Below are 25471 nucleotides of genomic sequence, written 5' to 3'. Positions count from 1 at the left end.
GTGGGACACCGAAAGGCGATGTGCATCGCGGAGCTTCCGACGAGACGCGATCGCCTCCCCCATTCGTCATGGGGGAGGCAGCCTTGGGACTGTTCTAAAGCTTGCCGGCATCCTGCAGGATCTGCGTCGCCTTGGCGGCGGCTTCGTCCAATGCCTGCTTGGAGGTCTTGTCGCCCAGGATCGCCGCCTGCAGCTCAGGATAGACGGCGTTCGAAATCTCGATCCACTCAGGCGTCTGCGGCACGGCGAAGGCGTGCTTGGCTTCTTCCTGGAAGGCGGAAAGAACCTCCTTCTTGTAGGGATCGTTTTCGGCCTGCTTCAAGTCCCAATCCCACACGGCCGTGCGTGTCGGCAGCGGGCCTGCTGCGGCTTCCAGCTTCTGGCTGTCCTCATTGGTCAGCCACCAAACCAGCGAGGCTGCGGCCTCCTTGTTCGGGCAGTTCTCGGTCACCGAGAAACCGTGGAAACCGGACCAGCCAGTGCGCTTGCCGGAAGAACCCTTCGGCGCGACCTTCACGCCGACATTGCCCGCCACCTTCGACGACTTCGGGTCGTTGAAGAAGCCGGCCCAGCCCGGCCAGTCCAAATTGATGGCGACGGTGCCCGAGGCAAAGCCCTGGCCGAGATCGTCCCAGAGATAGTTGGTCGTTCCGGCCGGCACGGCCTTGGCCTTGTAGAGATTGACGAACCAGTCGAGCGCCCGGATGCCGGCCTCCGAGTTGAAGACCGGCTTGCCGTCCTTGTCGAGATACTCGCCGCCCTCGGCGATCACCATCTCGTAGAAGCGGCCATTGATCGCCTCTTCCTTGCCGGCGAACTGCGTGCCGTAGAAATTGGGCGGGTTGGCGAAGAACTCGGCCTGGTCGGTGACTTCCTTCCAGCTGTCCGGCGGCACCAGGTCATAGCCGTATTTGGCCTTGAACTTGGCCTTGTTGTCGGCGTTCTCGTAGAGGCTCTTCTGGTAGTAGAGCGCCGAGACGTCGAACTGCGCGCGCGGCAGCATCTCCAGCTTGCCGTCGATGGTTGCCGCCTTGATCGTCGACGGCACGAAGGCGTCGATCTCTTCCTTGGGTAGCAATTTGCTGAGGTCTGTGTAGATGCCGGTATATTGCGGCGCGAAGGACGAATGGTTCCAGCCGACGCACCAGTTGGTGCTGCCAGAGGCGATGTCGGACTTCAATTCCTTGTCGATGTCGAAGCCATTCTTCTTGGTCAGGATGTTGACCTTGGCGCCGGTGGCCTTCTCCCATTCAGGAATGCGCTCATAGAGCTTTTCATATTGCTGGCCGCCGATCAGTTTCACGTCGACGGTGACGCCTTCGAACTTGCCGGGCAGGTCGCCGGCAAGGGCCGTGCCTGCACCGAATGCAAGCACCAATGCGCCGGCGGAGACGCCGGAAAGCAGTCTGTTCATTGGTTTCCTCCCTGGGTGCGCCTTAGCGGCGACCGCAACCTGTCCACGTGACAGGAAATGCGACATTCATATACAAACAAAACATTCATACGTACGTCAAGGCGAAATTTGTTTCCGCCGGCCGCATTCCTGCGTATATGAAGAATCGAATTCACTGGAGGGATGAGCCATGGACGACAGCGAAGACGAGCGCTACCGCGCGCCGGCGCTCGACAAGGGGCTCGACATCCTCGAACTGCTGGCCGGCGTCGACGGAGGCCTGACCCAGGCCGAAATCGCCAAGAAACTCGACCGCAGCCCGAACGAATTCTATCGCATGCTCGACCGGCTGGTGCGGCGCGGCTATGTCACAAGGCTGGATGGTGACCGCTATTCGCTGACGCTGAAACTGTTCGGCCTGGCGCAACTGCACGCTCCGGTGCGGCGGCTGGTTTCCTACGCCACGCCGCTGATGCGCGAACTGGCCGAGACCTCGCAGCAGGCCAATCAACTCGTTGTTTTTGATCGCGGTTCCGCCGTCGTCATCGCCCAGCAGGAGGCGCCGAACTACTGGGGCATCTCGATCCGGGTGGGTTCCCACATCAGCCTGTTCGACACCGGTTCGGGCCATGTACTGCTTGCCTTCCGCTCGCAGGAAGAGCGGCAGATGATGATCTCCGAACACGTCCGCAGCACCGACAAGACGGCCCAATCGACCGAGTTCTTCACCCGGCTCGACCAGATCCGCGACCGTGGCTACGAGATGATGGCCTCGATGCAGACCGCCGGCGTCTTCAACCTGTCGGCTCCGGTGCGCAGTTCCGACGGCAAGGCCATCGCCGCCCTGTCCATTCCCTACATTACCGTGGTCAATGCGCCGTCCGCGCCCGATATCACCAGGACGATCGAGCTGTTGCTGGCGACGTGCGAGAAGCTGTCGCATCTGGCCGGATCGGCTGTAGGGTCGGCAGCATAAATTCTTATTTGAATGAAGAATTCCTCCGTGAGATGATTTGACAACGCCAATTTGGAGGAGCTCCAGTGATCATCGACACCCATCTGCATCTCATCGATCGCTCGGCCTTGCGCTATCCCTGGCTTGCCGGCGTGCCGCCGCTCAACCGCGATTTCTCCTACGAGGACTATGCCACCGAGGCGCAGCGTGTCGGCGTCGAGCGCGTGCTGCACATGGAGGTCGATGTCGATCCGGCTGACATTGAAGCCGAGACCGCACGGGTGGAAGGTCTGTCGCGACAGGCCGGCAGCATGCTGGTCGGGGCGATCGCGTCCTGCCGGCCGGAAGACGCGGATTTCCCGGCCTATCTCGAAAGGCAGCGGGCAAATCCTTTCGTCAGGGGTTTCCGCCGCGTGCTCCATGTCATGCCCGATGATCTGTCGGAAGGCGCGGTGTTTCGTGACAACATCAAGCGGCTTGGCGGCATCGGCCTGACTTTCGATCTCGTCGTGCTGCCGCACCAGATTCCGAAAGCAATAGCGCTGGCCGACCTCGCACCCGACGTCCAGTTCGTTCTCGACCATTGCGGCGTCCCCGACATCAAGGGCGGAGCCGAGCATCCCTGGCGCGAGCATATGAGCGAGATCGCGCGGCGTCCGAACGTCATGGCCAAGATTTCCGGTGTGGTCGCCTATGCCGATTCCGGCAGCTGGACGGTCGGGACGCTGCGGCCCTATGTCGAGCACAGCATCGCTGCGTTCGGCTGGGACCGTGTGGTCTGGGGCAGCGACTGGCCGGTCTGCACGCTTGGTGGCGGCTTGTCGACTTGGGTGGCAGCGACCCACGCGCTGCTTTCCGGTTGCAGCGTCGCGGAGCGCGAGAGGTTGCTGTCGGGCAATGCCCGCAAGCTCTGGCGGTTGGAATAGTTGGATTTGCCTCGGCGTCTCGCCGGGGCGTAGCCCAGACGTTCTCCTCCGCCCGGTTTCGCTCAGGCTCCTCTCTCAGCAGCGGCGCCGGACACCTGCGCGGCGGCACTCTCCCGGAACAGGCCGACGAGATCAGCGACGACCCGGGCGGCTTTGTGCCCGGAGGTCATGGCCGACAGGATGCGGTCGGACGCCGCCTGCTGGAACGCCATGTAGCCATCATGACGCGGCCGCACCCATGCGCCCTCCAGCGTCGCGCGCGTGTCGCGATAGAAATTGCCGGTCGCGGCATTGACGGTCTGGTCCTCCCAGGCGGCAGCATGGCCTGGTTGGCCACCGGCAGCAGCATAGGCGCCGCGCTGCACGTCGCTGCTGGCGACCCAATAGGCGAAGTCCGTCGCTGCATCTTTCGCCTTGGAAAAGGCTGACACCGCTATGCCCGTGCCGCCGAGCGCTGAGCCGATAGGGCCGCTGGAGCCGACAGCCGGGATGTCGGTGAAGGCCAGCCGGTGCGCGCGAAACCCTGACATCGCATAGGAAACGTAGCCGTAGATGAGTGGAGCGCAGACAATGCGTGAATCGGCCTCCGCCATGCGTTCGGAAACCGCGATCGGATCCATCTCCAAACAGGCCGGGTCGACCACCGCGGCGATCTCTCGCATCATCTCGAAGACTTCGCAGCCGGTCTCGCTATCGATGAGATCGCGGGACGGATCGGTCGCGCAAGCGTGCCCGAGATTGCCGGCAAGCGTATAGAACACCATCAGCGCATGCGGCGGCCGCAACGGCAAAAGCACGCGGCCTTGCCGGGCGAGGTCGAGCACCTCGCTCCAGCGCGCCGGCGGCGCGTCGAGCGCGTCCGGCCGCCATGCCTGGACCTGGCTGGCCGCATCGATCGGAAACGCCCATTGCCGTCCTTGCCAGGCGTAGCTCGGATAGGACTGGCCGACGCTGTCTGAGGCGAGCGCTGTGCGCTCGGCCTCGCGGCCGCCGACATCCAGCGGCGCGAGGCAGCGTTCCGCCGTGATCTGGCCGACATGCGGGTGGTCGATGACAATTAGATCATAGGCGCGCGCCAGTTCCTCGACCGGAAAGGATTCGAAATCCTGCAGCGAGCGCTTGTCCCAGTGGATGGCGACGCCGGTCCTCTGCTGCCAAAAAGACGAGCAGGCGACCATCGGATCATAGCCGCGCGGATGGCTCCAGGTCATGCCCTTGAGCGTGGTCACAGGCCGAACTCCTCGCGGATCGCGGCACTGTGCTCGCCGATGCGCGGCGCGGCCCGATCGACCTTGGCCCTGACACCGTCGACCCTGAGCGGCGAACTGGTGGTGAGGATCGAGACATCGTCCTCGCGCGTCACCGTCTGCAGCATGTCGAGCGACTGAAAGCCTTCACTGGCTAGCATCTCCGGCCAGGTCAGCACCTTGGCGCACCAGATGTCGGCCGGCTCGAGAATATCAAGCCATTCGTCGATGGTTTTGCTGGCGATCCTCTGCGCGATGATCGCCTTGATGTCGTCGCGCGCGGTGAACCACGAGGCCGGTCTGTCGCGATAAGGCGCCAACTCATTGAGCGACAGCAGGTCGGCGAGTTTCGGGATCGGCGTCATGGCGATGGCGAGATAGCCGTCCTTGGCCGGGTAGACGCCGTAAGGCGCCGAGAGATAGGCATGCGCGCTGCGGAAGCTGGAGCGCCTGGGCAAGCGGCGGCCGTCATTGAGATGCGTGGTCAGCACCTCGAACTGGAAGTCGACCAGTGCTTCCAGGAGGCTGGTTTCGATATGGCTGCCCTGGCCGGTGATGCCGCGCCGCACCAGCGCCGCCAGAATGCCTTGCGCGCAGGCGGCACCCGCCAGCATGTCGCCGATGGCCAGCCCGAAGGGCACGGGTCCCTGGTCCTCGTCGCCATTGAGCCACATCACGCCGGAACGGGATTGCGCCAGCAAATCCTGGCCGGGCCGCTTGACCCATGGGCCGTCCTCGCCATAGCCGCTGATCGATGCGTAGACGAGCCGCGGGTTGATCTTGCGGACGGCTTCGTAGTCGAGGCCGAGCCGCTCGATGACGCCGGGCCGGAAATTCTGGATAAGCACATCGGCCTTGGCCAGAAGCCCGCGCAGCGCTTCGAGATCCGCCTCGTTCTTCAGGTCGATGGCAAAACTTTCCTTGGCGCGGTTGATGGCATGAAAGATCGTGGAATCGCCGCCGATCTCGGTGTCGCTGAGGTAGAGCCGGCGAGACAGGTCGCCGCCATCCGGGCGCTCGATCTTGATCACGCGCGCACCGAGGTCGAGCAGCCGCAGCGAGCAATAAGGCCCGGACAGAAACTGGCTCATGTCGACGACGACGAGACCGGCAAGCGGCAATTCGGCCAAAGCCGGCATTTTCATTTCTCCGTCTTGCCGACGAAATCGGCCGGGTTGCGGTACTTCACCGTCTGCAGGTGCTCGCAATAGAGGACCAACTCGCCTTCGCCCTTGAACACTTCGTAGCTGGCACGGATCAGTCCCATCTCTCTGTAGCGCGGCTTCTTGTCGAGGTTGGAGCGGATCGAATAGATCGTGTCACCTATGAAGACAGGCTTGATGAAACGGAGCTTGTCATAGCCATAGGAAAAGGCGTTGACGCAGTTGGTGGCGACCAGCCCCAGCCCGGCCGAAAAGACGAAAGCGCCGGCGATCAGCCGCTTGCCGAAAATGCCTTCGCTTTCGGCGAACATCTGGTCCTGCACATAGGGGTGGATGTCGAGCACCAGCGTGTTGAAGAGGTGGCTGTCGCCCTCCGCCATCGTGCGCCGCAACGAGCGGATTTTCTGGCCGACCGGCCAGTCCTCATAGAACCAGTTCTCGGCGTTCCACACCGGCAATGCCGCGTGCGCCTCAGGCATGTTTTGCGGATAGGTCGAGGCAACGCCGACAGTGGGTGCGAAGTCGCTCATGGCCGGCTCCGGCAGTCTCGCAGCAGGCTCAGGCCAGCCATATGCACACGCCTCAAAGCGCCGGACTGCATGACGTCTCCTCCCGCTAATCTTCTTTTGTAAATAGTATTTTCACATATGGGGCAATGTTGCAAGCGAGGGCGGGCGAAATTTTGCCAATCCCGCGCGCTCACGCGCGGGCCGGCAGGGGAGGAAATCATGAAAAAGGATTGCCTGGTCTTTGTGGTCCGGGAGGCGCCTTATTTCAGTGCGCAGGCCTGCTGACGGACATCGGACGCACCATCGAGATCGGCACGCCTATGTGCGTCAGGATCGTGCGCTAAGGCGCCCCGCGACGACCCTTTTTCAATAGCCGGCTCAGGCCTGTTGTATTGCCGAGAGTTTCCAGCTCGAGCCATTCTGACGCGTGAAAGTCCACAGTTCGGTCGTCTCTGTCGGATGATCTTCGTCGCCCTCGACGACCTTGCCACTGCCGCGTTCGCGCATCACGTCGCGAGACTCGTAGCGCAGCGCGGCCGTGGCGTAGTCGCGGTCGTCCTCGCGCCAGCTTTCCGCGATGTCGGCCTGCAGCAAGGTGATATCGGAGACCTCGTTCCGAAGACCTTTCTGGGCATTGTCGGCCAGCTCTTCCGAGAGATAGGACACCATCTCGGGCGTTGTCGCCCGGCGCAGGGCGGCATGGTCTTCGCGCCCAAATGCTTCCTGGACGTCGGTCAACAGCTTCTGGAATGCGTCGAGGTCGCTCTGAGCCAGCGTGATCTCCTCGGAGACGTCAGCCGGAGAGCCTCCGCCCGAACCTCCGCCAAAGCCGGGGATTGTGAACGAGCCGGCCGTTTGCTGCTGTGCCGGAGCGCGGTTCTCAAATCGCGGCGCCTGGGCATTGCCGGCACCGGCGAGCGCCGGGGTGGGGCCTTGCGCCGACCGCGAGCGGAAGAAGCGGATGGCCAGCATGATCGCGCCACTGATGAGCAGGGCTTGAAGCAGGAAGCCGAACATGCCGGCCAGGCCGCCGAACCCTTGGCCGACGAGCAGGCCGATCAGGCCGCCGAGCAGCAGGCCGCGCATCATCGTTCCGCCAAAACCGCTCATGAAGCCCGGCCGCTGTGGGCCGGCCTGCGGCTGCCGGGTGGCAGCGTTCACACCGGTGTTGGGTGTCATCGAACGCTCGACGGGAGCGATCGGCGCCGGCGCGGTCCTGGTCGGCGGCGCCGACTGGAACGTGCGCGTGCCGCGACTGCCGAAACTGCCGCCGCGCCGCGCCTCGGCATGATCGATCGCGATCATGGAGAATGCAAGGAACAGCCCGGCAAACAGGGTTGCAAATCGACTGGTGCGAGACATCATCGCAGATGAACCTTTATCGATGTGGTTTTTTGGAAATTTCAGCAGGCGCCGGGCGTCATGCGGTCAATCGAATAATTCCTCGAAGAAGGATTTCTTCCGCTTGGGATAGCGATGGCCCTGCGAGCGCGAATAGTCGTCATCGCGGCCGTGTTGCGGCTGGGAGAAGGCTGCCGGCTGTGGCTGCGGCGCAGGCGACGCCTCCCTGCCGGAACGCTCGATGATCTTGTCGAGTTCGCCTCGATCAAGCCAGACGCCACGGCACTGCGGACAATAGTCGATCTCGATACCCTGGCGTTCGCTCATCACGAGCGCGACACGGCAGGAGGGGCAAACCAAACCAAGGAGGGAAGATGTCATACGGGGCTCCAAACCGAAAGGATTGAGCCCGCTTGACCGAAAAAGGTGGAAACGGGCCCGTTAAAGCGGTCCGACATCACAATCACCAGAAGCGATCGTCAGAGGGGCCCGGCCCGCTCCAGAGAGTTAGGAATGCGGAGCCAGGCCTTCAAGGGCGATATTGCCGGCAAGAATGATTTGTTGGCCGCTGCCGTCGCTCAAACCGTTACGACGATCTTGCCGAACTGCTCGTTCGATTCGAGGTAGCGGTGCGCCTCGACGATCTGGTCGAAAGCAAAGATCCTGTCGATGATCGGCCTCAGCGCGCCGGTTTCCAGGCCTTCGAGGATGAACGCCTTGGCGATCTCCAGCTTCTCTGGGGCGCCGGTGATCTCGTGCACGAGATAACCACGCAACGTCAGCGTCTTGCCCAACACGGCAGCCAAGGGGAACGGCGTCGGCTCGGGGCTCAGTCCACCATATTCGATGAGAATGCCGCCCTTTGACATTGCCGCTGTCAGCGGCTCGAAGATCGGACCGCCGATTGCATCGAGCACGACGCGCACGCCCTGCGGTCCCGCGATCTCGCTCAATCGTGCGGCGACATCTTCCTCGGCCAGGACCACAACATGCGCCGCGCCGGCATCGAGCAAGGCCTGTTTCTTTGCCGATGTTCGCGTCACCGCGATCGCTGTCGCGCCAACCTTGTTGGCGATCTGGATCGCGGCAAGCCCGACGCTGCTGGAGGCAGCGGTGATGACGACAGCGTCTACACTGCTCAGTCTGGCGATGTCGATCAGGGCGCCATAGGCGGTGAGATATTGCATCCAGACAGCCGCCGCTGTCTGCCAGTCGAGCGACGGTGGGTGCTTGACGATGAGCCCGGCGGGATAGGTGACCAGCTCGCCGTAAGCCGGCCAGCGCGCCATCGATTGCGGCGGGATGACGCTGACGGCGTCGCCCGGGACGAAATCGTTCACGCCTTCGCCTACCGTTTCGACAATTCCCGCCGCCTCGAGACCAAGCCCGGAGGGCAGGGCGGGCATCTCGATATAGCTGCCCGCACGCAGCAGTGCCTCGGCGCGATTGAGGCCGAGTGCCTTGACGCGGATTTGAACCTCTCCCGCACCCGCTGGAGCGAGATCGATATCCTCGATGCGCAGGACTTCTGGACCGCCATGCTGATGGAAGCAGACAGTACGAGCCATTCGGGTTACTCCAAATTATCTGTACCGAATAGGCTATGTAGCCAGAGACTTGATAGATAAATGGGCGTAAGGGTAAAGCAGTAGAAACCATAGGTTTCGAATATGGATAGGCTCGAGAGCATGGCCGTGTTCGTCAAGGCAGTCGACCTTGGCTCGTTCGCGGCAGCGGCGGTAGCGCTCGACCTGTCCGGGCCGATGGTGGGCAAGCATGTCCGTTCTCTCGAAGAGCGGCTCGGCGTTCGCCTCATCAATCGCTCCACGCGCCGCCAGAGCCTGACCGATTTCGGTCGCGCCTATTATGAACGCTGCCGCATCGTGCTGGCCGAGGCGGAAGCCGCCGATGCGCTGGCCGCCGACCAGTTTTCGGAACCGAGAGGCAGACTGCGCGTGACCATGCCGGCGCATTTCGGCCGCCACTGCGTCACCCCCGTGCTGCTGAAGCTGGCGCGGCACTATCCGATGCTGGAACTCGATTTGTCACTCAGCGACCGCTTCGCCGATCTTGCCGAAGACGGCTTTGACCTTGCCATCCGCACCGGCGATCTGGACGATAAGGCGGGCATCATCGCCCGCCGCGTTGCGCGGCAAGGCATGGTCGTCTGTGCCTCGCCCGCCTATCTCGGGCTTCATGGCGAGCCGCGGCGGATCGAAGACCTCGCCGATCATCAGGCGATTGTCTATCGCAGGCTTGGCCAGGTCGTTCAGCCCTGGCTGTTTGCGCGTGAAGGGCAATCCGCACAGGAGATCATGCCGACCGGCCGCTTGCGGCTCGACGATCTCGATGCCATCGCCGATGCAGCGGCAGAAGGCATGGGGTTGGCGTGGTTGCCATGGTGGCTGGTCCGCGCGCGCATAGAGGCCGGTGGGCTGGTCGCGCTGTTGCCGGACCAGCCGCACTATCTCTACGACTGCCACGCGCTCTGGCTGCAGACGCCGCATCTGCCGCTCAAGGTTAGGCTCGCCATCGATGCGCTGGCGGCCGCCCTGCCGAAACTGATGGGCTGATCGCCAACAGAGCAGGCTTGCGCTTTTTGAGGTGCCGCTTTCCAATGCCATATGAAGGCGGAACATGTGCATTGCAGGAGAGGCGGTTCATGACCAAAGGTTCGGATCTGTTCGTGGCGGCTCTCGAGAATGAAGGGGTCGACCGGATTTTCGGCATTCCGGGCGAGGAGAATCTCGACATCGTCGAATCGATCCGCCGCTCGTCGATCCAGTTGATCCTGACCCGGCATGAGCAGGCGGCTGCTTTCATGGCCGCCACCTATGGCAGGCTCACCGGCAAGGCAGGCGTGTGCATCACCACGCTTGGCCCTGGCGCACTCAATCTGACGACCGGCGCGGCCTATGCGCTGCTCGGCGCGATGCCGATGATCATGATCACCGGCCAGAAGGGCATCTTGTCATCGCGGCAGGCGCGCTTCCAGATCGTCGACATCGTCGCGGCGATGAAGCCGCTGACCAAGCTGTCGCGCCAGATCGTCTCGCCCAAGATGATCCCCTCGCTGGTGCGAGAGGCCTTCCGCGTTGCCCAGGAAGAGCGGCCCGGCCCGGTGCATCTGGAACTGCCGGAAGACATTGCGGCGGCCGAGTGCGAGCCGATGGCGCTGGTGCCGACGCACCCGGTCGAACTGCCGTTGGCCAGCGCGGACGCGCTCGATCGCGCCGCCCGCATGATCTTGGAGGCCAAGCGTCCGCTGCTGATGTTCGGCGCGGCGGCGTCGCGTCCGCGTGTGACCCCAGATGTCGCCCAGTTCGTGCTGCGCACGCAAATACCCTATTTCACCACGCAGATGGGCAAGGGCACGGTGCCCGGCGGCACCGAACTCTACATGGGAACGGCGGCACTGTCGGAGCGCGACTATGTGCACGAGGCCATCGAACAGGCCGATCTGATCATCACCATCGGCCACGACACGGTGGAGAAACCGCCCTTCATCATGGGCGCCAACGGGCCGAAGGTCATCCATGTCGGCTATCACTCGGCCGATGTCGAGCAGGTCTATTTCCCGCAGGCCGAGATCGTTGGCGATCTTGGCCCGTCGCTGGCGCTGCTAGCGGACCGCATCGAGGGCAAGATCCCCAACGCGCAGGCCTTGCTGCCGCTCAGGGAAGGCATTCTGAGCCGCATCGCCGCGCGCGCCGCCGAAGACCGCTTCACGCCGCAGCGCATCGTGCATGATGTGCGCGCCGTGATGCCGGCGGACGGGATCCTCGCCCTCGACAACGGCATGTACAAGATCTGGTTCGCACGCAACTACCGCACGCGCATGGCAAACACGCTGCTGCTCGACAATGCGCTGGCCACGATGGGCGCCGGCCTGCCGTCGGCGATGATGGCATCACTGCTTTATCCCAGGCGCCGTGTCATGGCCATTTGCGGCGATGGCGGCTTCATGATGAACAGCCAGGAACTGGAGACCGCCGTCAGGCTGAAGCTCAGCCTGGTCATCCTGCTGCTGGAGGACCATGCCTATGGCATGATCCGCTGGAAGCAGGCGGTCGACGAATTCCCGGATTTCGGCATGACCTTCGGCAATCCCGATTTCGTCAAATACGCCGAGGCCTATGGCGCCAAGGGAACCAGGGTTACGGAGATCGCCGATTTGCGGCCGGCGCTGGAACGGGCCTTCACCGGCGGCGGCGTGCATCTCGTCGTCGTGCCCATCGACTATTCCGAAAACACCAGGGTGCTGGTCGACGAATTGCGCGAGCGGCTGCCGGCGCCGCGGACGCCCTGACGGCAGCGGTAAAGCCGCCGTCAGGGCCGCTTGAGTGTAAGATCCTACACCTTGCAGTAAGGCGTGACCGGCGTGATGGTGCCGAAATCCTTGGCGATCTCGTAGCCGATGCCGTCCGCCGCCGCCTTGCCGACATAGGAATGGCAGAGCGTGTGGTTGTTCGAGGCATCGACGCGGATCTTGCCTTGCGGGGCGTCGAACTCGATGGTCGGCAATGCCTTGAGCACATCGTCATCCCTGAGTGACCCGGCCTTCTCGGCGGCCAGCGCATAGAGATGCAGGCCGTTATAGCCGGCCTCGCCGATGCCGTTCACCATCTTCTCCTGGCCGAACTTTTCGCGGAAGCTTGCGATGAACTTCTTGTTGACCGGATTGTCGAGTGCCATCCAGTAAGGCTGCGGCGCATAGGTGCCGGCGGCGACGCCTGGCGGCAGCGCGTCCTTGTTGAAAACCTCGTCGAGCGGCGCGATCAGCGGCTGCTTGATGTCGAAAGAACGATACTGCTTGAGCTGCGTGACGGCATCGTTGCCAACCACCATCGACCAGACGACATCGGGCTTCAGCGACTTGATCTTCTGGAAGGCCGGGCCGAAATCCGTGGTGCCGAACGGATAGTAGTCGGCGCCGATGATCTTGCCGCCGGTCTTCTCGTAAGCTGCCGTGATCGCCTCCGTCATCTTCTGCGGCCAGGCATAGTCGGAAGCCATGATGTAGATCGTCTTGCCGAGATTCTCGGCCACCCATGGCATCATCGGGTCGACCTGCTGCATCGGGATCGGCCCGGTGGCGACGAAGTAGCGATTGCATTCGCCACCCTCGAAATTGGTCGGGTAGAAGAACAGCTTCTTGGCTTTGGAGGTCACCGACAGCGTCGCGCTGCGCTCGGGCGAGATGATCGTGCCCATGACGACATCCACCTTGTCCTCGTTGATGAGCTTGCGCGCCTTGTCGATCGAGCCCTTGGTCGTGGTCTGGTTGTCCTCGATGAACAGTTCGATCTGGCGGCCGCCAATGCCGTTGGCGGCGTTGAGTTCGGCGGCGGCGAGCTTGTAGCAATTGAGCAGCGTCTCGCCGAGGATCGCCTGCAGCCCGGTGATCGGGATCGACAGGCCGACCTTGACGGTGTCGGCGGCGCGCAGGATCGACGGCGCGCCGACCATGGCGAAGGCGGCGGCAGCGCCGCCGGATTTCAGGATCGTTCTTCTGCTTATCATTGTTATGTTCCCTTCCAGTCCGGGCGCGCCCCATGCACGCCTTACAAAGTCAGCAGGTCCAGGTGCGCTTCAGGCGCGCCTCATAGGGCCAGCAGGTCCTTCAGCAGGCTCTCGTCGGCGAACGCCGCCGGCGTGCCCTCGTGCACGATCCTGCCCTTTTCCATCACCAGGCAGCGGTCCGCCGCCTTGAGAACGAGATCGAGGTTCTGCTCGACCAGAACGATCGCGATGCCGCGCTCGCGGGCGATGCGCGGCACCAGTTCGGCGATCGACTGCACGATGTTCGGCTGAATGCCTTCCGAGGGCTCGTCGAGCAGCAGCACCGAAGGCAGGCCGCACAACGCGCGGCCGATCGCCAGCATCTGCTGTTGGCCACCCGACAGCGTGCCGGCGATTTGCGCCTCGCGTTCGCGCAGGATCGGAAAATAGCCGAAGATGTCGTCAGGAATGCCGCCGTCGCCACGGTCCCTGGCTGCGCGCGTGCCGACCTCCAAATTCTGCCGCACGGTCAGCTGGTTGAAGATGCCGCGGCCCTGCGGCACATGCGCTATGCCCGCCCACGCCCGGCGGAAGGCCGCCGCGTTGGTAAGGTCCTGATCGCCGAGAACCACGGCGCCGCCGCTCGCCTTCAGGCTGCCGGCGATGACGCGCAGCAGCGTCGTCTTGCCGGCGCCATTGCGGCCAAGCAGGCCGACGACTTCACCCGGTGCCACGCTGAGATCGATGCCGTTCAGCACAGGCAGCAGGCCGTAGCCGGCCGAGACCGCGAGTGTCCGCAGCATGGTCAGCGCCTCCCCAGATAGACATCGCGGACCATTTCGTCGGTCTCGATGTCGTGGAAAGGACCGCTGCGCAGCCGGCGTCCCTGGTGCAGCACCAGCGTCTCGCAATTCAGCGCCCGCACGAAGCGGATGTCGTGCTCGACCGCGACGATCGAGAACTCGCCCTTGAGCCGCAGCAGCATCTCGGCGGTAGCCAGCGTTTCCTGCGGCGTCATGCCGGCGGTCGGCTCGTCGAGCAGCAGCAGCCTTGGTTCGGTCGCCAGCGCCATGCCGATCTCCAGCCATTGCTTCTGGCCGTGCGCCAGTTCGCCGGCCAGCGTGGCCGCGCGGTTACCAAGCGCGACCAGGTCCAGCAGTTCACCGACTGGACGCACCGGTGACGAGGCGCCCCACCGTGCGACCTTGAGATTGTCCTCGACCGAGAGGCTCGGAAAGACCGACGGGATCTGGAATTTTCGGGCGATCCCGAGCCGGGCGATCCGGTGCAGCGGCAGGCCGGCGATGTCATGGCCGAGAAAGCGCACGCTGCCACTGGTCGGGCGAAGCGTGCCGGTCAAAAGGTTGAGGAAGGTGCTTTTGCCGGCGCCGTTCGGCCCGATGATGCAGCACAGCTCTCTGTCGCGCACCGTCAGGTTCAACGCTTCCAGCGCCTGCAGCCCGCCAAAGCGGATGCCGACATTCTCGGCCTGAAGCAGCACGTCGCTCATCGCGCCGGCCTCCGGCCGTTGAACAGGCTCTTCAGCCGCGCATAGATCGACAGGATGCCGTCCGGCAGCACGAAGACGATGACGACGAAGACGCAGCCGAGAAGCAGCGGCCACAGGCTCGGGTTGAAGCTGCTGATCGTCTGCTGCGCGCGCTGGATGGCGATGGCGCCCAGCACCGGACCAAGCAGCGTGCCGCGCCCGCCAACCGCCACCCAGACGATGACTTCCGTCGACAGCAGCAGCCCGGACAAATCGGGCGCCACCAGCCCGGCCATGCAGACATAGAGCGCGCCGGCAAGCCCGGCGATCGCAGCGGACAGGACGAAGGTGGCGAGCAGCCTCAGCGGCGCGTTGTGGCCAAGGGCGGCTGCCCGGACTTCATTGTCCTGGATGGCGGTGAGCACCATGCCCCAGCGGCCACGGCTGATCGACCACAGCGCCAGTACAACCACCGCGACGATCGCCGCAACGAAGATGTAGGAGGGCAGGTCCTGGCTGAGATCGACATGCAGCCCGCCGAGATCGAACGCGATCGGCGGGATGCCGATCAGCCCGCTGTCACCGCCGGTGACCGAGCTCCAGGAGACCGCGGCCTGCTGGCAGATGACGCCCATGGCGAGCGTCACGATGGTGAAGTAGCTGCCGCGGATGCCGCCGAAGAACAGGAAGTAGCCGATAATGGCGGCGACGAAGGCAGCACCCGCAATCGCGCCCAGGATGCCGAGCACGCTGCCCAAGGGGATGGCGTCGTTGAGGGTGGTGAGCGCCATGATGTAGCCGCCAATGCCGAAGAAGGCGGCATGGCCGAAACACAGAATGCCCGTGCGGCCCCAGAAGAAGTCGAGGCTCGCCGCGAACAGGCCGAAGATCAGCGCGTCGCGGATCACCGTCAGCTGGTAGCCGTCGGCGAAGAAAGGATAGACAATCGCGAGCGTCACGCAGACGGCGAAGATCACCAGCCAGTTGCGGTCGCGCGCGATCATCGCGACGCTCCGTTGAACAGGCCGTTGGGCCGCAGCCGCACGGCGACGATGGCCGCCAGCAGCACGATCGCCTGTGCCAGCGATGGCGAGATCTGGTAGTTGAGCACACTCGTCAGCCCGCCGACGAAAACACTTCCGGCAACGAGACCGCCGATCGAGCCGACGCCACCGACAATCACGACGAAGAAGGCGTTGGCGAGATAGTTCACTCCCATCTGCGGCAGCACGATCGCCAGCGGCGCGACCAGCCCGCCGGCGAGCCCGGCGATCGCCGCGCCGAAGGTGAAGGCGATGGCGTAGGTACGCCGCGTGTTGATGCCGACGCCTTCGGCCATTTCGCGGTTCTGGATGACGGTGCGGATGTCGAGGCCGAACGACGTCCGGCTGATGAGCAGCACGACACCGAGCAAGGTCAGCATGGCTATGGCGATCAGGATTAGCCGATAGGCGGGATAGACGGTGAAGAACAGGTCGAGCGTGCCCTCGATCGGCGGCGTAACCGGCTTGGCGCCGAGACCGAAGGTCAGTTCCAGCGCCTGCTGCAGGATCAGGCTGACGCCCCAGGTGGCGAGCACGGTCGAGACCGGCCGCGAATAGAGATGGCGGATGATGGCGAACTCCAGGATGCAGCCGACCACCGCGCCGGCGATCGGGGCAGCAAGCAGCCCCAGCCAGAACGAGCCGCCGACGCTCTGGACAAAATAGACCGCGAAGGCGCCGACGGTGACGAATTCGCCATGCGCCAGATTGGTCACGTTCATCAGGCCGAAGCTGATCGCCAGCCCGAGCCCGACCAGCATCAGGATGCTGATCAGCGTCAGTGCGTTGAGGAGCGTGGTGACGACAAAATCCATCGTGTCAGGCAGCACTTGCGAGGCGTTGGCGCAGCCCGGCGAGCAGGCCTTCGGCCGCATCGATCACCGCGGCCTGATGCGGCTGCAAGTCCTGCCCGGCCCATTCGTCGATATGGTCCGACAGCGGATCGACCACTTCGGTGCGGTGATTGGCGAGCGTTTCGATGACGGCATGGCCGCAGAACGGCACATAGCCCTCGGAATAGCCGCCTTCATGGGTCATCATCAGCCGTCCGTTGGAAGTCTCGGCCGCCAGCGCCACCATGCGCGCGGCGAGGCGCCGGAAGCACTCGCTGTTGAGCATCATGCGGCCGAGCGGATCGAAGCCCGACGCATCGAAGCCGGAGGCAACAATGACGAGATCCGGCTTGTAGGCGCGCAGCGCCGGAGCGACGACGCGGTCGAAGGTGGCTTCGTAGGCGCCGGTGCCGCTGCCGGCCGGCAGCGGTATGTTGATGTTGTAGCCTTCGCCTTCGCCCTTGCCATTGTCGGCCAGCGCGCCGCGCCCGGTCGGATAGAGATTGTCCTGGTGCAGGGAAATGGTCAGCACCGACGGATCGGAATAAAACACCGTCTCGGTGCCGTTGCCGTGATGCACGTCCCAGTCGACTATCGCCGCGCGGCTGAGCAGGCCTTCATGCTGCAACCGGCGCACGGCAACGCCGATGTTGGAGAACAGGCAGTTGCCCATTGCCTGGTCGGGCTCGGCATGATGCCCCGGCGGCCGCGCCAGCGCATAGGCGTTGTCGACACGGCCGGTCAGCACCGCGCGCATCGCGGCATAGGTGGTGCCGGCGGAGAGCAGGGCGATGTCGAAACTGTTGAGGCCGATCGGCGCCTGCGGGCCGGCGAAGCCGGAACCGCGTTCGCTGAGCATCCTGATGTCGTCGACATGGCGCTGCGTGTGCACGCGCAGCAGATCCTCGACCGTCACCGGCTCGGCAAGGATCGGCACTAGATGGCGCGCCAGGCCGCTGACCTGGATGAGGTTGTTCAGCCGACGCTTCGACCCCGGCGATTCCAGGTGCCGGCCGGGTTCCACGAAACGGCCGGGAGGCATCATGTCGGCGCTGGGGCCGGTGTCATGCCACATCAGCTGTTCGTGAAAAACGTAACCTGTCGCCATAAGCAGCGTCCTTTAAAGTCTGGACGACGCTAGCAGGCTAACGATGCCATGGCCCGACCCGAAAGAGGGGTTGTGCCTGGTATCTATGCCCCTCCTTTCGGAGGGGGACGGAGGTTTGCGGCCGCCAGCGCAGCACGCACGGCCTGGACGCGGTTCGAGACCGAGAGTTTGCCGAAAATGTTCTTCAAATGCCATTTCACCGTCGTTTCGCTGACCGACAGCGCGACCGCGATATCGCGGTTGGACATGCCTTCCGACAGGCAACGCAGCAGCTCGGATTCGCGCTGGGTGAGCTGTTCGTTCTCAGCCGCAGGTGCGGCCAACTTTCGTGTCGCCACGGGCATGGCCTGCGCGGCGTCAATGATGCGCGTCGCATAGGCCGACACCGACGGGTCGGTCTTTGCTTGCGCCGCCCGCAGCCGCATCAACGCTTCGACCACAGGCCTGCCTTCGTCGACGAAGGAGCGGATGAAGCCGGAAGGCTGGGCAAGGCGCAGCGCTTCGAGAAGATAACGGTCGGCCTCGCGCTGGTCATGGCCGGCGCTCTTGGCACGCAGGATCAACGCCAGTATGTGGCGGCGCATGCGCCCACTGCTTTTCGTCCGCTCCAGCAGCGCGTCGAAAAGCGCCGCGGCCGCCGCGTAGGATTTTTCTGCCGTCAGCAGCCTGCCTTCGGCGAAGAACTCGAATTCGTTGGCGACGGTGGGGGCGGCTTCCGCGCTTTCGCGGCGATGCTCGTCGAGCAGGGTGCGTGCCTCGGCGATGCGATTCTGGTCAATCAGCAGCCGGATGCGATCATGCACCAGCACCGAAGCGAGGCGGCGGTAGACGGAGCCACGCACGCGCTGGTAGACGCGTTCCAGCATGTCGAGTGCCGCGTCGCCGCGACCGGTCAACTGCAGGACGCGGGCATAGGTCGGCACGCTGGCCAGGGGATAGACGATGACCGCCGCACCCTCGATCAGCGGCCCGAGATTCTCGACCAGCGTCAGTGCCTCGCCGGATGCGTTGGTCTCGTAGGCGAGTTCGGCCAGCAGCGTTCCGGCCAGCGCCTCGGCATAGGAATTCGCGCCAATGCGCGTCCTGGCCTCGATGATCGTGTTGCGCAGCAATTTTTCGGCGGCGGGCAGACAGCCAGCCGAGCGTTCGATGACCGCCATGTAGCAATTTGCGATGGTGACGCCGAGCAGGCTGCCGCTTCGCTCATGCGCCTTGCGCGCCGCGTCCACCGCCGCCCGCGCCCCCTCGAGGTCGCCCAATGCGTAGAGATTGTAGCCGATGACATTGGCCGTCGCCCCTTCCATGAACCAGGCATCGGGCGCGATGATGCGCAGGGCGGCCAATGCGGTGTCGCGCGCGGCTTCGAACCGCTCCAGCGTGCTGTGGACGGCGGCATCGAGGACGGCGATTTCGGCCTCGATCGTGGTGCCGGTCAGCGTACCCGGATCCTTGCTGTCGGCCGGCCCGGTCTCAACCAGCTTGCGCGCATTGGCGAGCGTCTGCTGGGCGATCTCGGGCTGGCTGCTGTGCACCGCCAGCCACAGCACCACGAGCTGCAGGCGGATGCGCTGGTCGACCAGTTTCCTCGGCAGCAGCGCCAGCAATTGGCGCACGTAAAGCAACTGGCACTGGGCGATGAGCTCGAGCGCGTTGTTCTCGACGAACACCGCCGCGCGCGCGTGGTCGCCGGCGGCGAGCGCATGCCCGATCGCCTCGGTCAGCATCTTGCGTTCGCCGAACCATTCGGCGGCGGCCAGGTGCAGCGGTGCGATCATCTCCGGTTCGCGCCTCTCCATTTCGCGGCTGAGGAAGTCATGGAACAGATGATGATAGCGGAACCAGCGCCGCTCCTCATCGAGCGGCACCAGGAAAAGATTGCGGGTCTCGATCTCGGTGATATCGGCCTCGGCATCCGCCGCCCGCAGGACCGCCCGGCACGCTTCGGCGCTGAAGCGCTCGAAGATCGAACTGTGGAGCAGGAACTTCGCCAGGGCCGGCGGTAGCCCCAGGAAGACTTCGCCCATCAGGAAATCGGCGACGTTGCGGTTGGCGCCGGTGAAATTGCCGATGACGGTTTCCGGTGCATGCGCGGCGCTGAGCGACAGCGAGGCAAGTTGCAGGCCGGCGGCCCAACCCTCGGTCCGCGAGCACAGGGTCTCGACCGTGCCGCTGCTGACGCTGAGACCCAATTTGTCGTTGAAGAAGGCTTCGGCTTCGGACGAAGCAAAACGCAGGTCGTCCGGGCCGATTTCGAAAACGTCGCCAAGCACCCTGAGCTTGCCGAGCTGCAGGTCGGGCAGGTTGCGCGAACCGATGATGAAGGCGACGTTGGTGGGCGCCTGCCGCGTCAGGCGTTCCATGAACCGTTTGACCGCTGGCGCTTCGACGACATGGTAGTCGTCGAAGAACAGGGTGATTTCGGCGTCGCGCGCCGCAAAACCCGCCACCAGCGCCGCGAGCACCACATCGAGTTGCGGAATCGGGCTCGACTGGAAGGCGAGGTCGAGCTCGGCAGGATTCTGGACCAGGTGGCGCAGCGCCCCCACCAGATGCGACAGGAAGGCGCCTTCGTCATTGTCCGTCGCCTCGCAGGACAACCATGCCGTCAACCGGCCGTGGCGCGCGACCTCAGCCGCCCATTGCGCCATCGTCGTCGACTTGCCGAAGCCGGCGGGCGCGGCGAACAGCACGATGCGCGTGTCGACATGCCGCTCCAGCCTCGACAGGATGCTCTCGCGCCGCACCCACCGGCGATGGTGAGACGATGACAGGCCGGCGGGTTGCGAAGACGGTCTCATCTGGCGCCGGGCACCCATTCCGTTTCGATCAACGGGATTTGCGGGGCGGCATCGCGCGGCAAGGTTCCCTTGATCCGGGGATCGTCGGTGATTTCGAAGCCGGCCGCATAGGGCTCAAACCCGCAAGCCCGGTAGAAACCGATGACGCTGTGATGGTCGATGCTGCTGGTGTGCAGCCAGATGCGGCCGGGGCCGAGGCGCCATGCCTGGTCGAGCGCGCCGGCCATCAGCCGTTTGCCAAGGCCGCGGCCGGTCAAGCCGGGGAACAGGCCGAAATAGGTGATCTCGATCTCGTTGCCGTCGGCCATGCGGAATTCGACCATGCCGACATGGCCGCCGCTGTCATCATGGCCATAGTAGAGATGCTGGCGCGGATCGGCGAAATGCGCTGATATTTCGGCATCCGACATTTCGGCGGCGCGATCCCACAGCCAGGGAGCGCCGATCACGAGGAAGATCGCGCGGTAGGCGGCGCTGTCGGGCTTGGAGATCCGGGTCATGGCCAGGGGCTGGGCGAGACCTGGTACCGGCGCCCGCGCTTCCATCCATGTCACCGCATTGACGATCTTGCCGGCCGGCACGCGCCGGTAGCCTGACGTGAGATCGGTGATTTCATCCGGCAATGCGCCTTCGGTGACCTGCATCTGTCCTCGATCTTCGCCATGCAGCTTTACTGGCATGCAAGAAGGTGATGCCAACTCTGCGCCCGCCTGCCAAGAGATTCCCGGGTTGGGCCATAGTTTTGGCCCGACCTGTCTCCTTGCCTTTCCAGGAAATGGCATATGAGATATGATACACCATTCACGAGAAAGCGGAATATCATGCCTGAGCGAATTGCCGACGAAGCCATTTTGCGCGCGGTCGACGACGGCTTCGCGCGGCAAGTCGCGTTCCTGTCGGAACTCGTGCGCTTTCCCTCCCAGCGCGGCGAGGAGCACGCGGCGCAATCCTTCATGGCGGCCGCCTATGAGGCAGATGGCTATGCCGTCGACATGTGGCGTGTCGATGTCGACGCGATCCGCGACCTTCCGGGGTTTTCGCCGGTTGCGGTCTCCTATGACGATGCCTTCAATGTCGTCGCCACCCACACGCCGAGAAACGTCACCGGCCGTTCGCTGATCCTCAACGGCCATATCGATGTGGTGCCGACGGGGCCGCTCGACCGCTGGGTGCGCGACCCCTACGATCCGGCGATCGAGGATGGCTGGATGCATGGCCGCGGCGCCGGCGACATGAAGGCCGGCCTGTCGGCCTGTCTCTACGCGCTCGCCGCCTTGCGCAGCCTCGGCTGCCAGCCGGCCGCCAATGTTTACCTCCAGTCTGTGGTCGAGGAGGAGTGCACCGGCAATGGCGCCCTCGCCTGCCTGCAACGCGGCTACCGCGCTGACGCCGCCTTCATTCCCGAGCCCTTGGAACCGCGCTTGATGCGGGCGCAGGTCGGGCCGATCTGGTTCAGGGTCGAGGTCGATGGCGATCCGCAGCACGCTTCCGGCGCTTTCTCGGCCGGCGCCAATGCCATCGAGAAGGCCTTTCTCATCATCCAGGCGCTGAAGCAGCTCGAAATCGTCTGGAATGCGCGCAAGGTCGATGACAAGCATTTCTGCGATCACCCGCATCCGATCCGCTTCAACCTCGGGAAGATCGAAGGCGGCGAATGGACATCTAGCGTGCCGGCGCGCTGTGTATTCGAGATGCGGGTCGCCACCTATCCCGGCCAGAAGCTCGAGGACGCCAGGGCCGAGCTCGAAGCCTGCATCGCCGATGCGGCCCGTGCCGATCCCTTCCTGGCCAATCGCCCGCCCAAGATGAGCTACAATGGCTTCATGGCCGATGGCTATGTGCTGGAAGGTGCCGACGAGATGGAAGCCGTGCTGCGCCGCAGCCATACAGCCGTCTGGGGCGAGCCGCTGCAGGAGCACGTCACTTCGGCGACGACGGATGCGCGCTTCTTCGGCCTCTATGCCGACACGCCGGCGATCGTCTACGGCCCGATCTGCCGCATGCCGCATGGCTATGACGAGGCCGTTGATCTGGATTCGGTGCGCAAGGTCACCCAGACCATTGCGCTGTTCATCGCCGACTGGTGCGGTCTCGAGCCGATCGATCCGGAGGTAAGCTCATGAATGCGGCCGTGCCAGACGGCTTTGGCGAAACGCTGGCCGAGGATGCGCCTGACGTTTCGATTGCCGACGCGCTTGCCATCTTGCGCCGGCACTACGGCCTCGCCGGCAGTGCGCGTCCGTTGCCCGGCGAGCGCGACCACAATTTCCACATCCATACCGACGGCGAGGGCGAGTTCGTCCTCAAGATTTCCCATCCGGCGGAGGAGGCCGGCTTCACCGATTTCCAGAACAAGGCTCTCGACCACATCCTGGGGGTCGACCCGACCTTGCCGGTCCCTTCGGTGCGCAAGAGCCTCGAGGGCGAAGCGCAGTTCACGGTCAGCGTCGGCGGGTCGGCGCCGCGCATCATCCGGCTGGTCACCTATCTGCCCGGCCAGTTGCTGTCGCGCTGCCCCGCGTCGGCGGCGCAGGATCGCAATCTCGGCATTTTCCTCGCCCGGCTTGGCCGGGCTCTGCGCGGCTTCTTCCATCGGGCCGCCGGCAGCGACCTGCTCTGGGACATCCGCAAGGTCGCCAAGACGCGGCCGATGCTGGCGTTTATCGCCGACGCCGGCCACCGCGCCATGGTCGAGCGCGTCATCGATGCCTTCGAGGCGCGTGCGGCGCCGGTCATTCCGAGCCTGCGCGCCCAGATCGTCCACAACGACATGAACTCCTACAATGTGGTGATGGATGCCTCGCGGCCGGAGGTGGTGAGCGGCATCCTCGATTTCGGCGACATGATCCACTCGCCGCTGATCTGCGATCTCGCCATCGGCGCCGTCTACCGCTGGCCGGCTGAAGGTCATCCGCTGGCGCCGGCCGCGCGCTTCGTCGCCGGCTATCAATCCGTGCAGCCGCTCGAGGCTGAAGAAATCGGCATCCTTTTCGATCTGGTCCGTGCCCGCCTTGCGCTCATTGCCAACATCGCCAGTTGGCAGGCGGAACGGTTTCCGGCCAAGCGCGCCTATGTGCTGCGCCTCATCGCCGAGGTCTGGACCTCGCTCGAACGGCTCGATGGGCTGTCATCGGATGAGGCCCGCCGTTATTTTCTCGACCATTCCAATCCGGAGTAGATGCCCGTGTCCCAGTCCTCACCCACGAACGTCCTTGACGACGCCGACGCTTCGGCAGGCGATCGCGCTCTGCTCGAACGCCGCGCCAGGCTGCTTGGGCCGACCTATCGCGCCTTCTACCGCAACCCGATCCATCTGGTGCGCGGCAGCGGCGTCTGGCTCTACGATGCGAGAGGCCGCAAATTCCTCGACGCCTACAACAATGTCGCCTCGGTCGGGCACTGCCATCCCCGCGTCGTCGAGGCACTGTCGGACAGGCCGCCACGCTCAACACCCATACCCGCTACTTGAGCGAGATCATCCTCGATTACGCGGAAAAACTGCTCGGCACGGTTCCGGCCCATCTGGGCCATGCCATGTTCACCTGCACCGGCAGCGAGGCCAACGACCTCGCCATCCGCATCGCGCAGCATTCGAGCGGTGGCACCGGCGTCATCATCACCGATTTCGCCTATCACGGCGCCACGATCGCCACCGCGCAGCTGTCGCCGGCGGCGGTCGGCGCGAAGGGCGTGCCCCTGCACCACCGGACCGTGGCGGCGCCGGACACGTTCCGCGACCACGGCCGCGCCGCGAAGGACTTCGCCAAGAATGTCGCGGCCGCCATCGATGACATGCGTGCGCAGAATATCCGTCCGGCGGCGCTGCTGCTCGACTCGGCCTTTTCCAGCGACGGCATTTTCTTCCCCGACGCGGCGGTCATGCGCGAGGCGGCGGATCACGTCAGGAAGGCCGGCGGCATCGTCATCGCCGATGAGGTCCAGTCCGGTTTCGGCCGCCTTGGCCAGGGCATGTGGGGTTTTGCCAATTATGGCCTCGAGCCCGACATCGTCACCATGGGCAAGCCGATCGGCGACGGCCATCCGATGGGCGCGATGCTGGTGCGGCCGCGGCTTGTCTCATCCTTCGGCTCCAATACCGGTTATTTCAACACCTTCGGCGGCAATCCAGTCGCGGCCGCCGTCGGCCTCGCGGTTCTGGACGTGATCGAAGGCGAGGGACTGATCGAGAACGCGCGCAATGTCGGGGCCTATACGGCTGACCTGCTGCGCGCTCTGCAGGGCCGTCACGGCATGGTCGGTGACGTCAGGCACAACGGTCTCTATTTCGGCGTCGAGCTGACGGCGGATGGCGACGCGGCGCTGGCCGCCAGCAAGACATCTTCTGTCGTCGAAGCCATGCGCGAGGATGGCGTGCTGATCTCGTCCTGCGGTCCGCGCGGCAATGTGCTGAAGATCAGGCCGCCTCTGCCCTTTGCCAGGGACAATGCCGAGCAGCTGGCCGAGACGCTCGACCGCGCTTTGTCGAATTGGTGATCTGGACCGCGCATGCTGAAGCTCGAACATCAAACCCTCAACGACCGCGCCTATGGCGCGCTCAAGCAGGAATTGATTTCAGGCGGTTTCAGCCCGGGCCAGACGCTGGTCATCCGCAAGCTTGCCGAGACCTTCGGCATCTCGACGACGCCGATCCGCGAGGCGCTGCAAAGACTGGTCGCCGAGCGGCTGCTCGAAATGCAGAACAACCGCTCTGTTATCGTGCCCTTGCTGTCGGCCCCGGCCTTCGAGGAATTGACCCATATCCGCATCGCCGTCGAGGGGTTGGCGGGTGAGATGGCCGCCACGCGGATGAGCGATAGCGGGCTGGTCGAGATACAGGCGACGCTCGCCGGCATGCAGCGCGCCATCGAGGCCGGCGACGCCAGCGCCTATCTCGCGCTGAACGAGGCGTTTCACTTCGCCATCTACCAGCATGCCGGCGCGCCGATCCTGTTGAACATGATCCGCGACCTCTGGGGCCGGGTCGGGCCTTATCTCAAGCTTCTGATGCAGGCCGAGCGATATATTCCGCAGTCGAACGACGCGCATCTCAGGATTGTTGCTGCGTTGGAGCAGCGCGATGGCCCTGCTGTCCGGGTCTCCCTTGAACAGGACATCGCCCTGGCGGCCGCGGTTCTCTCTGAAAATCTTCGCACGACGGCCTGAT

General features: G+C 64.3%; 22 protein-coding genes and 1 pseudogene. 8 read left to right on the top strand and 15 right to left on the bottom strand.

Annotation, left to right across the window (positions count from 1 at the left end; all coding sequences use genetic code 11):
- Nucleotides 1-94: 94 nt before the first annotated feature.
- Nucleotides 95-1414, bottom strand: a complete 1320-nt coding sequence (locus tag CK227_RS01940; protein ID WP_095771267.1) for a sugar ABC transporter substrate-binding protein — start codon at nt 1412-1414, stop codon at nt 95-97.
- A 169-nt stretch (nt 1415-1583) separates the two neighbouring features.
- On the opposite strand from CK227_RS01940, the gene CK227_RS01935 reads away from it, so the two are divergent.
- Together CK227_RS01935 and CK227_RS01930 are read left to right on the top strand one after the other, a co-directional pair.
- Nucleotides 1584-2369: an IclR family transcriptional regulator gene (locus CK227_RS01935; protein WP_095771266.1), complete on the top strand. Its 786-nt coding sequence runs from the start codon at nt 1584-1586 to the stop codon at nt 2367-2369.
- Nucleotides 2370-2434: 65 nt separating this feature from the next.
- The gene (locus CK227_RS01930; protein ID WP_095771265.1) at nt 2435-3274 is read left to right on the top strand and encodes an amidohydrolase; all 840 of its coding nucleotides are present in this window, start codon (nt 2435-2437) and stop codon (nt 3272-3274) included.
- 62 nt (nt 3275-3336) lie between these two features.
- On the opposite strand, the gene CK227_RS01925 is transcribed toward CK227_RS01930, so the two are convergent.
- From CK227_RS01925 to CK227_RS01900, 6 genes are all read right to left on the bottom strand, one after another.
- Nucleotides 3337-4485 carry an extracellular solute-binding protein gene (locus CK227_RS01925; protein ID WP_095771459.1) on the bottom strand — a complete coding sequence of 383 codons (1149 nt, stop codon included), beginning with the start codon at nt 4483-4485 and terminating at the stop codon, nt 3337-3339.
- A gap of 14 nt (nt 4486-4499) precedes the next feature.
- A complete protein-coding gene (locus CK227_RS01920) occupies nt 4500-5660 on the bottom strand; it encodes a CaiB/BaiF CoA-transferase family protein (RefSeq protein ID WP_095771458.1) in 1161 nt (386 codons plus the stop codon).
- A gap of 2 nt (nt 5661-5662) precedes the next feature.
- Complete coding sequence (locus CK227_RS01915) at nt 5663-6214, bottom strand: MaoC family dehydratase (protein ID WP_095771264.1); 552 nt, start codon at nt 6212-6214, stop codon at nt 5663-5665.
- Nucleotides 6215-6571: 357 nt separating this feature from the next.
- Complete coding sequence (locus tag CK227_RS01910) at nt 6572-7558, bottom strand: Tim44 domain-containing protein (RefSeq protein ID WP_095771263.1); 987 nt, start codon at nt 7556-7558, stop codon at nt 6572-6574.
- Between the two features lie 63 nt (nt 7559-7621).
- Entirely contained in the window at nt 7622-7915 is a 294-nt protein-coding gene (locus CK227_RS01905; protein WP_032929194.1) for a zf-TFIIB domain-containing protein, read from the bottom strand.
- 197 nt (nt 7916-8112) lie between these two features.
- On the bottom strand, nt 8113-9102 hold the full coding sequence (locus tag CK227_RS01900; RefSeq protein ID WP_095771262.1) for a zinc-dependent alcohol dehydrogenase family protein: 990 nt from the start codon (nt 9100-9102) through the stop codon (nt 8113-8115).
- Between the two features lie 102 nt (nt 9103-9204).
- Here CK227_RS01900 and CK227_RS01895 point away from each other — a divergent pair, with 102 nt between their 5' ends.
- Nucleotides 9205-10107: a LysR family transcriptional regulator gene (locus CK227_RS01895; RefSeq protein WP_095771261.1), complete on the top strand. Its 903-nt coding sequence runs from the start codon at nt 9205-9207 to the stop codon at nt 10105-10107.
- An 89-nt stretch (nt 10108-10196) separates the two neighbouring features.
- Complete coding sequence (locus tag CK227_RS01890) at nt 10197-11843, top strand: acetolactate synthase large subunit (protein WP_095771260.1); 1647 nt, start codon at nt 10197-10199, stop codon at nt 11841-11843.
- 44 nt (nt 11844-11887) lie between these two features.
- Here CK227_RS01890 and CK227_RS01885 read toward each other — a convergent pair whose 3' ends face one another.
- The 8 genes from CK227_RS01885 to CK227_RS01850 form a co-directional block, all read right to left on the bottom strand.
- Nucleotides 11888-13057: a substrate-binding protein gene (locus CK227_RS01885; RefSeq protein ID WP_095771259.1), complete on the bottom strand. Its 1170-nt coding sequence runs from the start codon at nt 13055-13057 to the stop codon at nt 11888-11890.
- Nucleotides 13058-13137: 80 nt separating this feature from the next.
- The gene (locus tag CK227_RS01880; protein WP_095771258.1) at nt 13138-13839 is read right to left on the bottom strand and encodes an ABC transporter ATP-binding protein; all 702 of its coding nucleotides are present in this window, start codon (nt 13837-13839) and stop codon (nt 13138-13140) included.
- A 2-nt stretch (nt 13840-13841) separates the two neighbouring features.
- On the bottom strand, nt 13842-14546 hold the full coding sequence (locus CK227_RS01875) for an ATP-binding cassette domain-containing protein (protein ID WP_095771257.1): 705 nt from the start codon (nt 14544-14546) through the stop codon (nt 13842-13844).
- Nucleotides 14543-15529 carry a branched-chain amino acid ABC transporter permease gene (locus tag CK227_RS01870; protein WP_095771256.1) on the bottom strand — a complete coding sequence of 329 codons (987 nt, stop codon included), beginning with the start codon at nt 15527-15529 and terminating at the stop codon, nt 14543-14545. The genes CK227_RS01875 and CK227_RS01870 overlap by 4 nt, the downstream gene beginning before the upstream one ends.
- Nucleotides 15526-16443: an urea ABC transporter permease subunit UrtB gene (gene urtB, locus CK227_RS01865; protein WP_245318041.1), complete on the bottom strand. Its 918-nt coding sequence runs from the start codon at nt 16441-16443 to the stop codon at nt 15526-15528. Before urtB ends, CK227_RS01870 begins: the two co-directional genes overlap by 4 nt.
- The gene (locus CK227_RS01860) at nt 16388-17509 is read right to left on the bottom strand and encodes a class II histone deacetylase (RefSeq protein WP_095771255.1); all 1122 of its coding nucleotides are present in this window, start codon (nt 17507-17509) and stop codon (nt 16388-16390) included. The genes urtB and CK227_RS01860 overlap by 56 nt, the downstream gene beginning before the upstream one ends.
- Before the next feature lie 83 nt (nt 17510-17592).
- Nucleotides 17593-20307: a LuxR C-terminal-related transcriptional regulator gene (locus CK227_RS01855; RefSeq protein ID WP_095771456.1), complete on the bottom strand. Its 2715-nt coding sequence runs from the start codon at nt 20305-20307 to the stop codon at nt 17593-17595.
- A complete protein-coding gene (locus tag CK227_RS01850; RefSeq protein ID WP_095771254.1) occupies nt 20304-20951 on the bottom strand; it encodes a GNAT family N-acetyltransferase in 648 nt (215 codons plus the stop codon). The genes CK227_RS01855 and CK227_RS01850 overlap by 4 nt, the downstream gene beginning before the upstream one ends.
- Before the next feature lie 177 nt (nt 20952-21128).
- On the opposite strand from CK227_RS01850, the gene CK227_RS01845 reads away from it, so the two are divergent.
- The 4 genes and pseudogenes from CK227_RS01845 to CK227_RS01830 all read left to right on the top strand — a co-directional run bounded on the left by CK227_RS01845 (nt 21129) and on the right by CK227_RS01830 (nt 25470).
- Nucleotides 21129-22430 (top strand): ArgE/DapE family deacylase, encoded by a 1302-nt coding sequence (locus CK227_RS01845; protein ID WP_179296360.1) that lies wholly within the window; start codon nt 21129-21131, stop codon nt 22428-22430.
- A complete protein-coding gene (locus CK227_RS01840; RefSeq protein WP_095771253.1) occupies nt 22427-23485 on the top strand; it encodes a phosphotransferase in 1059 nt (352 codons plus the stop codon). Before CK227_RS01845 ends, CK227_RS01840 begins: the two co-directional genes overlap by 4 nt.
- Nucleotides 23486-24801, top strand: a pseudogene (locus CK227_RS01835) (aspartate aminotransferase family protein).
- Nucleotides 24802-24813: 12 nt separating this feature from the next.
- Nucleotides 24814-25470: a GntR family transcriptional regulator gene (locus CK227_RS01830; RefSeq protein WP_095771252.1), complete on the top strand. Its 657-nt coding sequence runs from the start codon at nt 24814-24816 to the stop codon at nt 25468-25470.
- Nucleotide 25471 lies beyond the last annotated feature (1 nt).

Origin of the sequence: Mesorhizobium sp. WSM4308 (genome assembly GCF_002294905.1) — a bacterium.
In the GTDB taxonomy this organism is placed as follows: Bacteria; Pseudomonadota; Alphaproteobacteria; order Rhizobiales; family Rhizobiaceae; genus Mesorhizobium.
This window is presented reverse-complemented; position numbering and strand designations above follow the sequence as displayed.

What these genes read in the sequence shown, in the direction of transcription:
- CK227_RS01940 (WP_095771267.1), bottom strand. Translation starts at nt 1,414, where the DNA reads ATGAACAGACTGCTTTCCGGCGTCTCCGCCGGCGCATTGGTGCTTGCA.
- CK227_RS01935 (WP_095771266.1), top strand. Translation starts at nt 1,584, where the DNA reads ATGGACGACAGCGAAGACGAGCGCTACCGCGCGCCGGCGCTCGACAAG.
- CK227_RS01925 (WP_095771459.1), bottom strand. Translation starts at nt 4,485, where the DNA reads ATGACCTGGAGCCATCCGCGCGGCTATGATCCGATGGTCGCCTGCTCG.
- CK227_RS01920 (WP_095771458.1), bottom strand. Translation starts at nt 5,660, where the DNA reads ATGCCGGCTTTGGCCGAATTGCCGCTTGCCGGTCTCGTCGTCGTCGAC.
- CK227_RS01915 (WP_095771264.1), bottom strand. Translation starts at nt 6,214, where the DNA reads ATGAGCGACTTCGCACCCACTGTCGGCGTTGCCTCGACCTATCCGCAA.
- CK227_RS01910 (WP_095771263.1), bottom strand. Translation starts at nt 7,558, where the DNA reads ATGATGTCTCGCACCAGTCGATTTGCAACCCTGTTTGCCGGGCTGTTC.
- CK227_RS01905 (WP_032929194.1), bottom strand. Translation starts at nt 7,915, where the DNA reads ATGACATCTTCCCTCCTTGGTTTGGTTTGCCCCTCCTGCCGTGTCGCG.
- CK227_RS01900 (WP_095771262.1), bottom strand. Translation starts at nt 9,102, where the DNA reads ATGGCTCGTACTGTCTGCTTCCATCAGCATGGCGGTCCAGAAGTCCTG.
- CK227_RS01895 (WP_095771261.1), top strand. Translation starts at nt 9,205, where the DNA reads ATGGATAGGCTCGAGAGCATGGCCGTGTTCGTCAAGGCAGTCGACCTT.
- CK227_RS01890 (WP_095771260.1), top strand. Translation starts at nt 10,197, where the DNA reads ATGACCAAAGGTTCGGATCTGTTCGTGGCGGCTCTCGAGAATGAAGGG.
- CK227_RS01885 (WP_095771259.1), bottom strand. Translation starts at nt 13,057, where the DNA reads ATGATAAGCAGAAGAACGATCCTGAAATCCGGCGGCGCTGCCGCCGCC.
- CK227_RS01880 (WP_095771258.1), bottom strand. Translation starts at nt 13,839, where the DNA reads ATGCTGCGGACACTCGCGGTCTCGGCCGGCTACGGCCTGCTGCCTGTG.
- CK227_RS01875 (WP_095771257.1), bottom strand. Translation starts at nt 14,546, where the DNA reads ATGAGCGACGTGCTGCTTCAGGCCGAGAATGTCGGCATCCGCTTTGGC.
- CK227_RS01870 (WP_095771256.1), bottom strand. Translation starts at nt 15,529, where the DNA reads ATGATCGCGCGCGACCGCAACTGGCTGGTGATCTTCGCCGTCTGCGTG.
- urtB (WP_245318041.1), bottom strand. Translation starts at nt 16,443, where the DNA reads ATGCGGCCGAAGGCCTGCTCGCCGGGCTGCGCCAACGCCTCGCAAGTG.
- CK227_RS01860 (WP_095771255.1), bottom strand. Translation starts at nt 17,509, where the DNA reads ATGGCGACAGGTTACGTTTTTCACGAACAGCTGATGTGGCATGACACC.
- CK227_RS01855 (WP_095771456.1), bottom strand. Translation starts at nt 20,307, where the DNA reads ATGAGACCGTCTTCGCAACCCGCCGGCCTGTCATCGTCTCACCATCGC.
- CK227_RS01850 (WP_095771254.1), bottom strand. Translation starts at nt 20,951, where the DNA reads ATGCAGGTCACCGAAGGCGCATTGCCGGATGAAATCACCGATCTCACG.
- CK227_RS01845 (WP_179296360.1), top strand. Translation starts at nt 21,129, where the DNA reads ATGCCTGAGCGAATTGCCGACGAAGCCATTTTGCGCGCGGTCGACGAC.
- CK227_RS01840 (WP_095771253.1), top strand. Translation starts at nt 22,427, where the DNA reads ATGAATGCGGCCGTGCCAGACGGCTTTGGCGAAACGCTGGCCGAGGAT.
- CK227_RS01830 (WP_095771252.1), top strand. Translation starts at nt 24,814, where the DNA reads ATGCTGAAGCTCGAACATCAAACCCTCAACGACCGCGCCTATGGCGCG.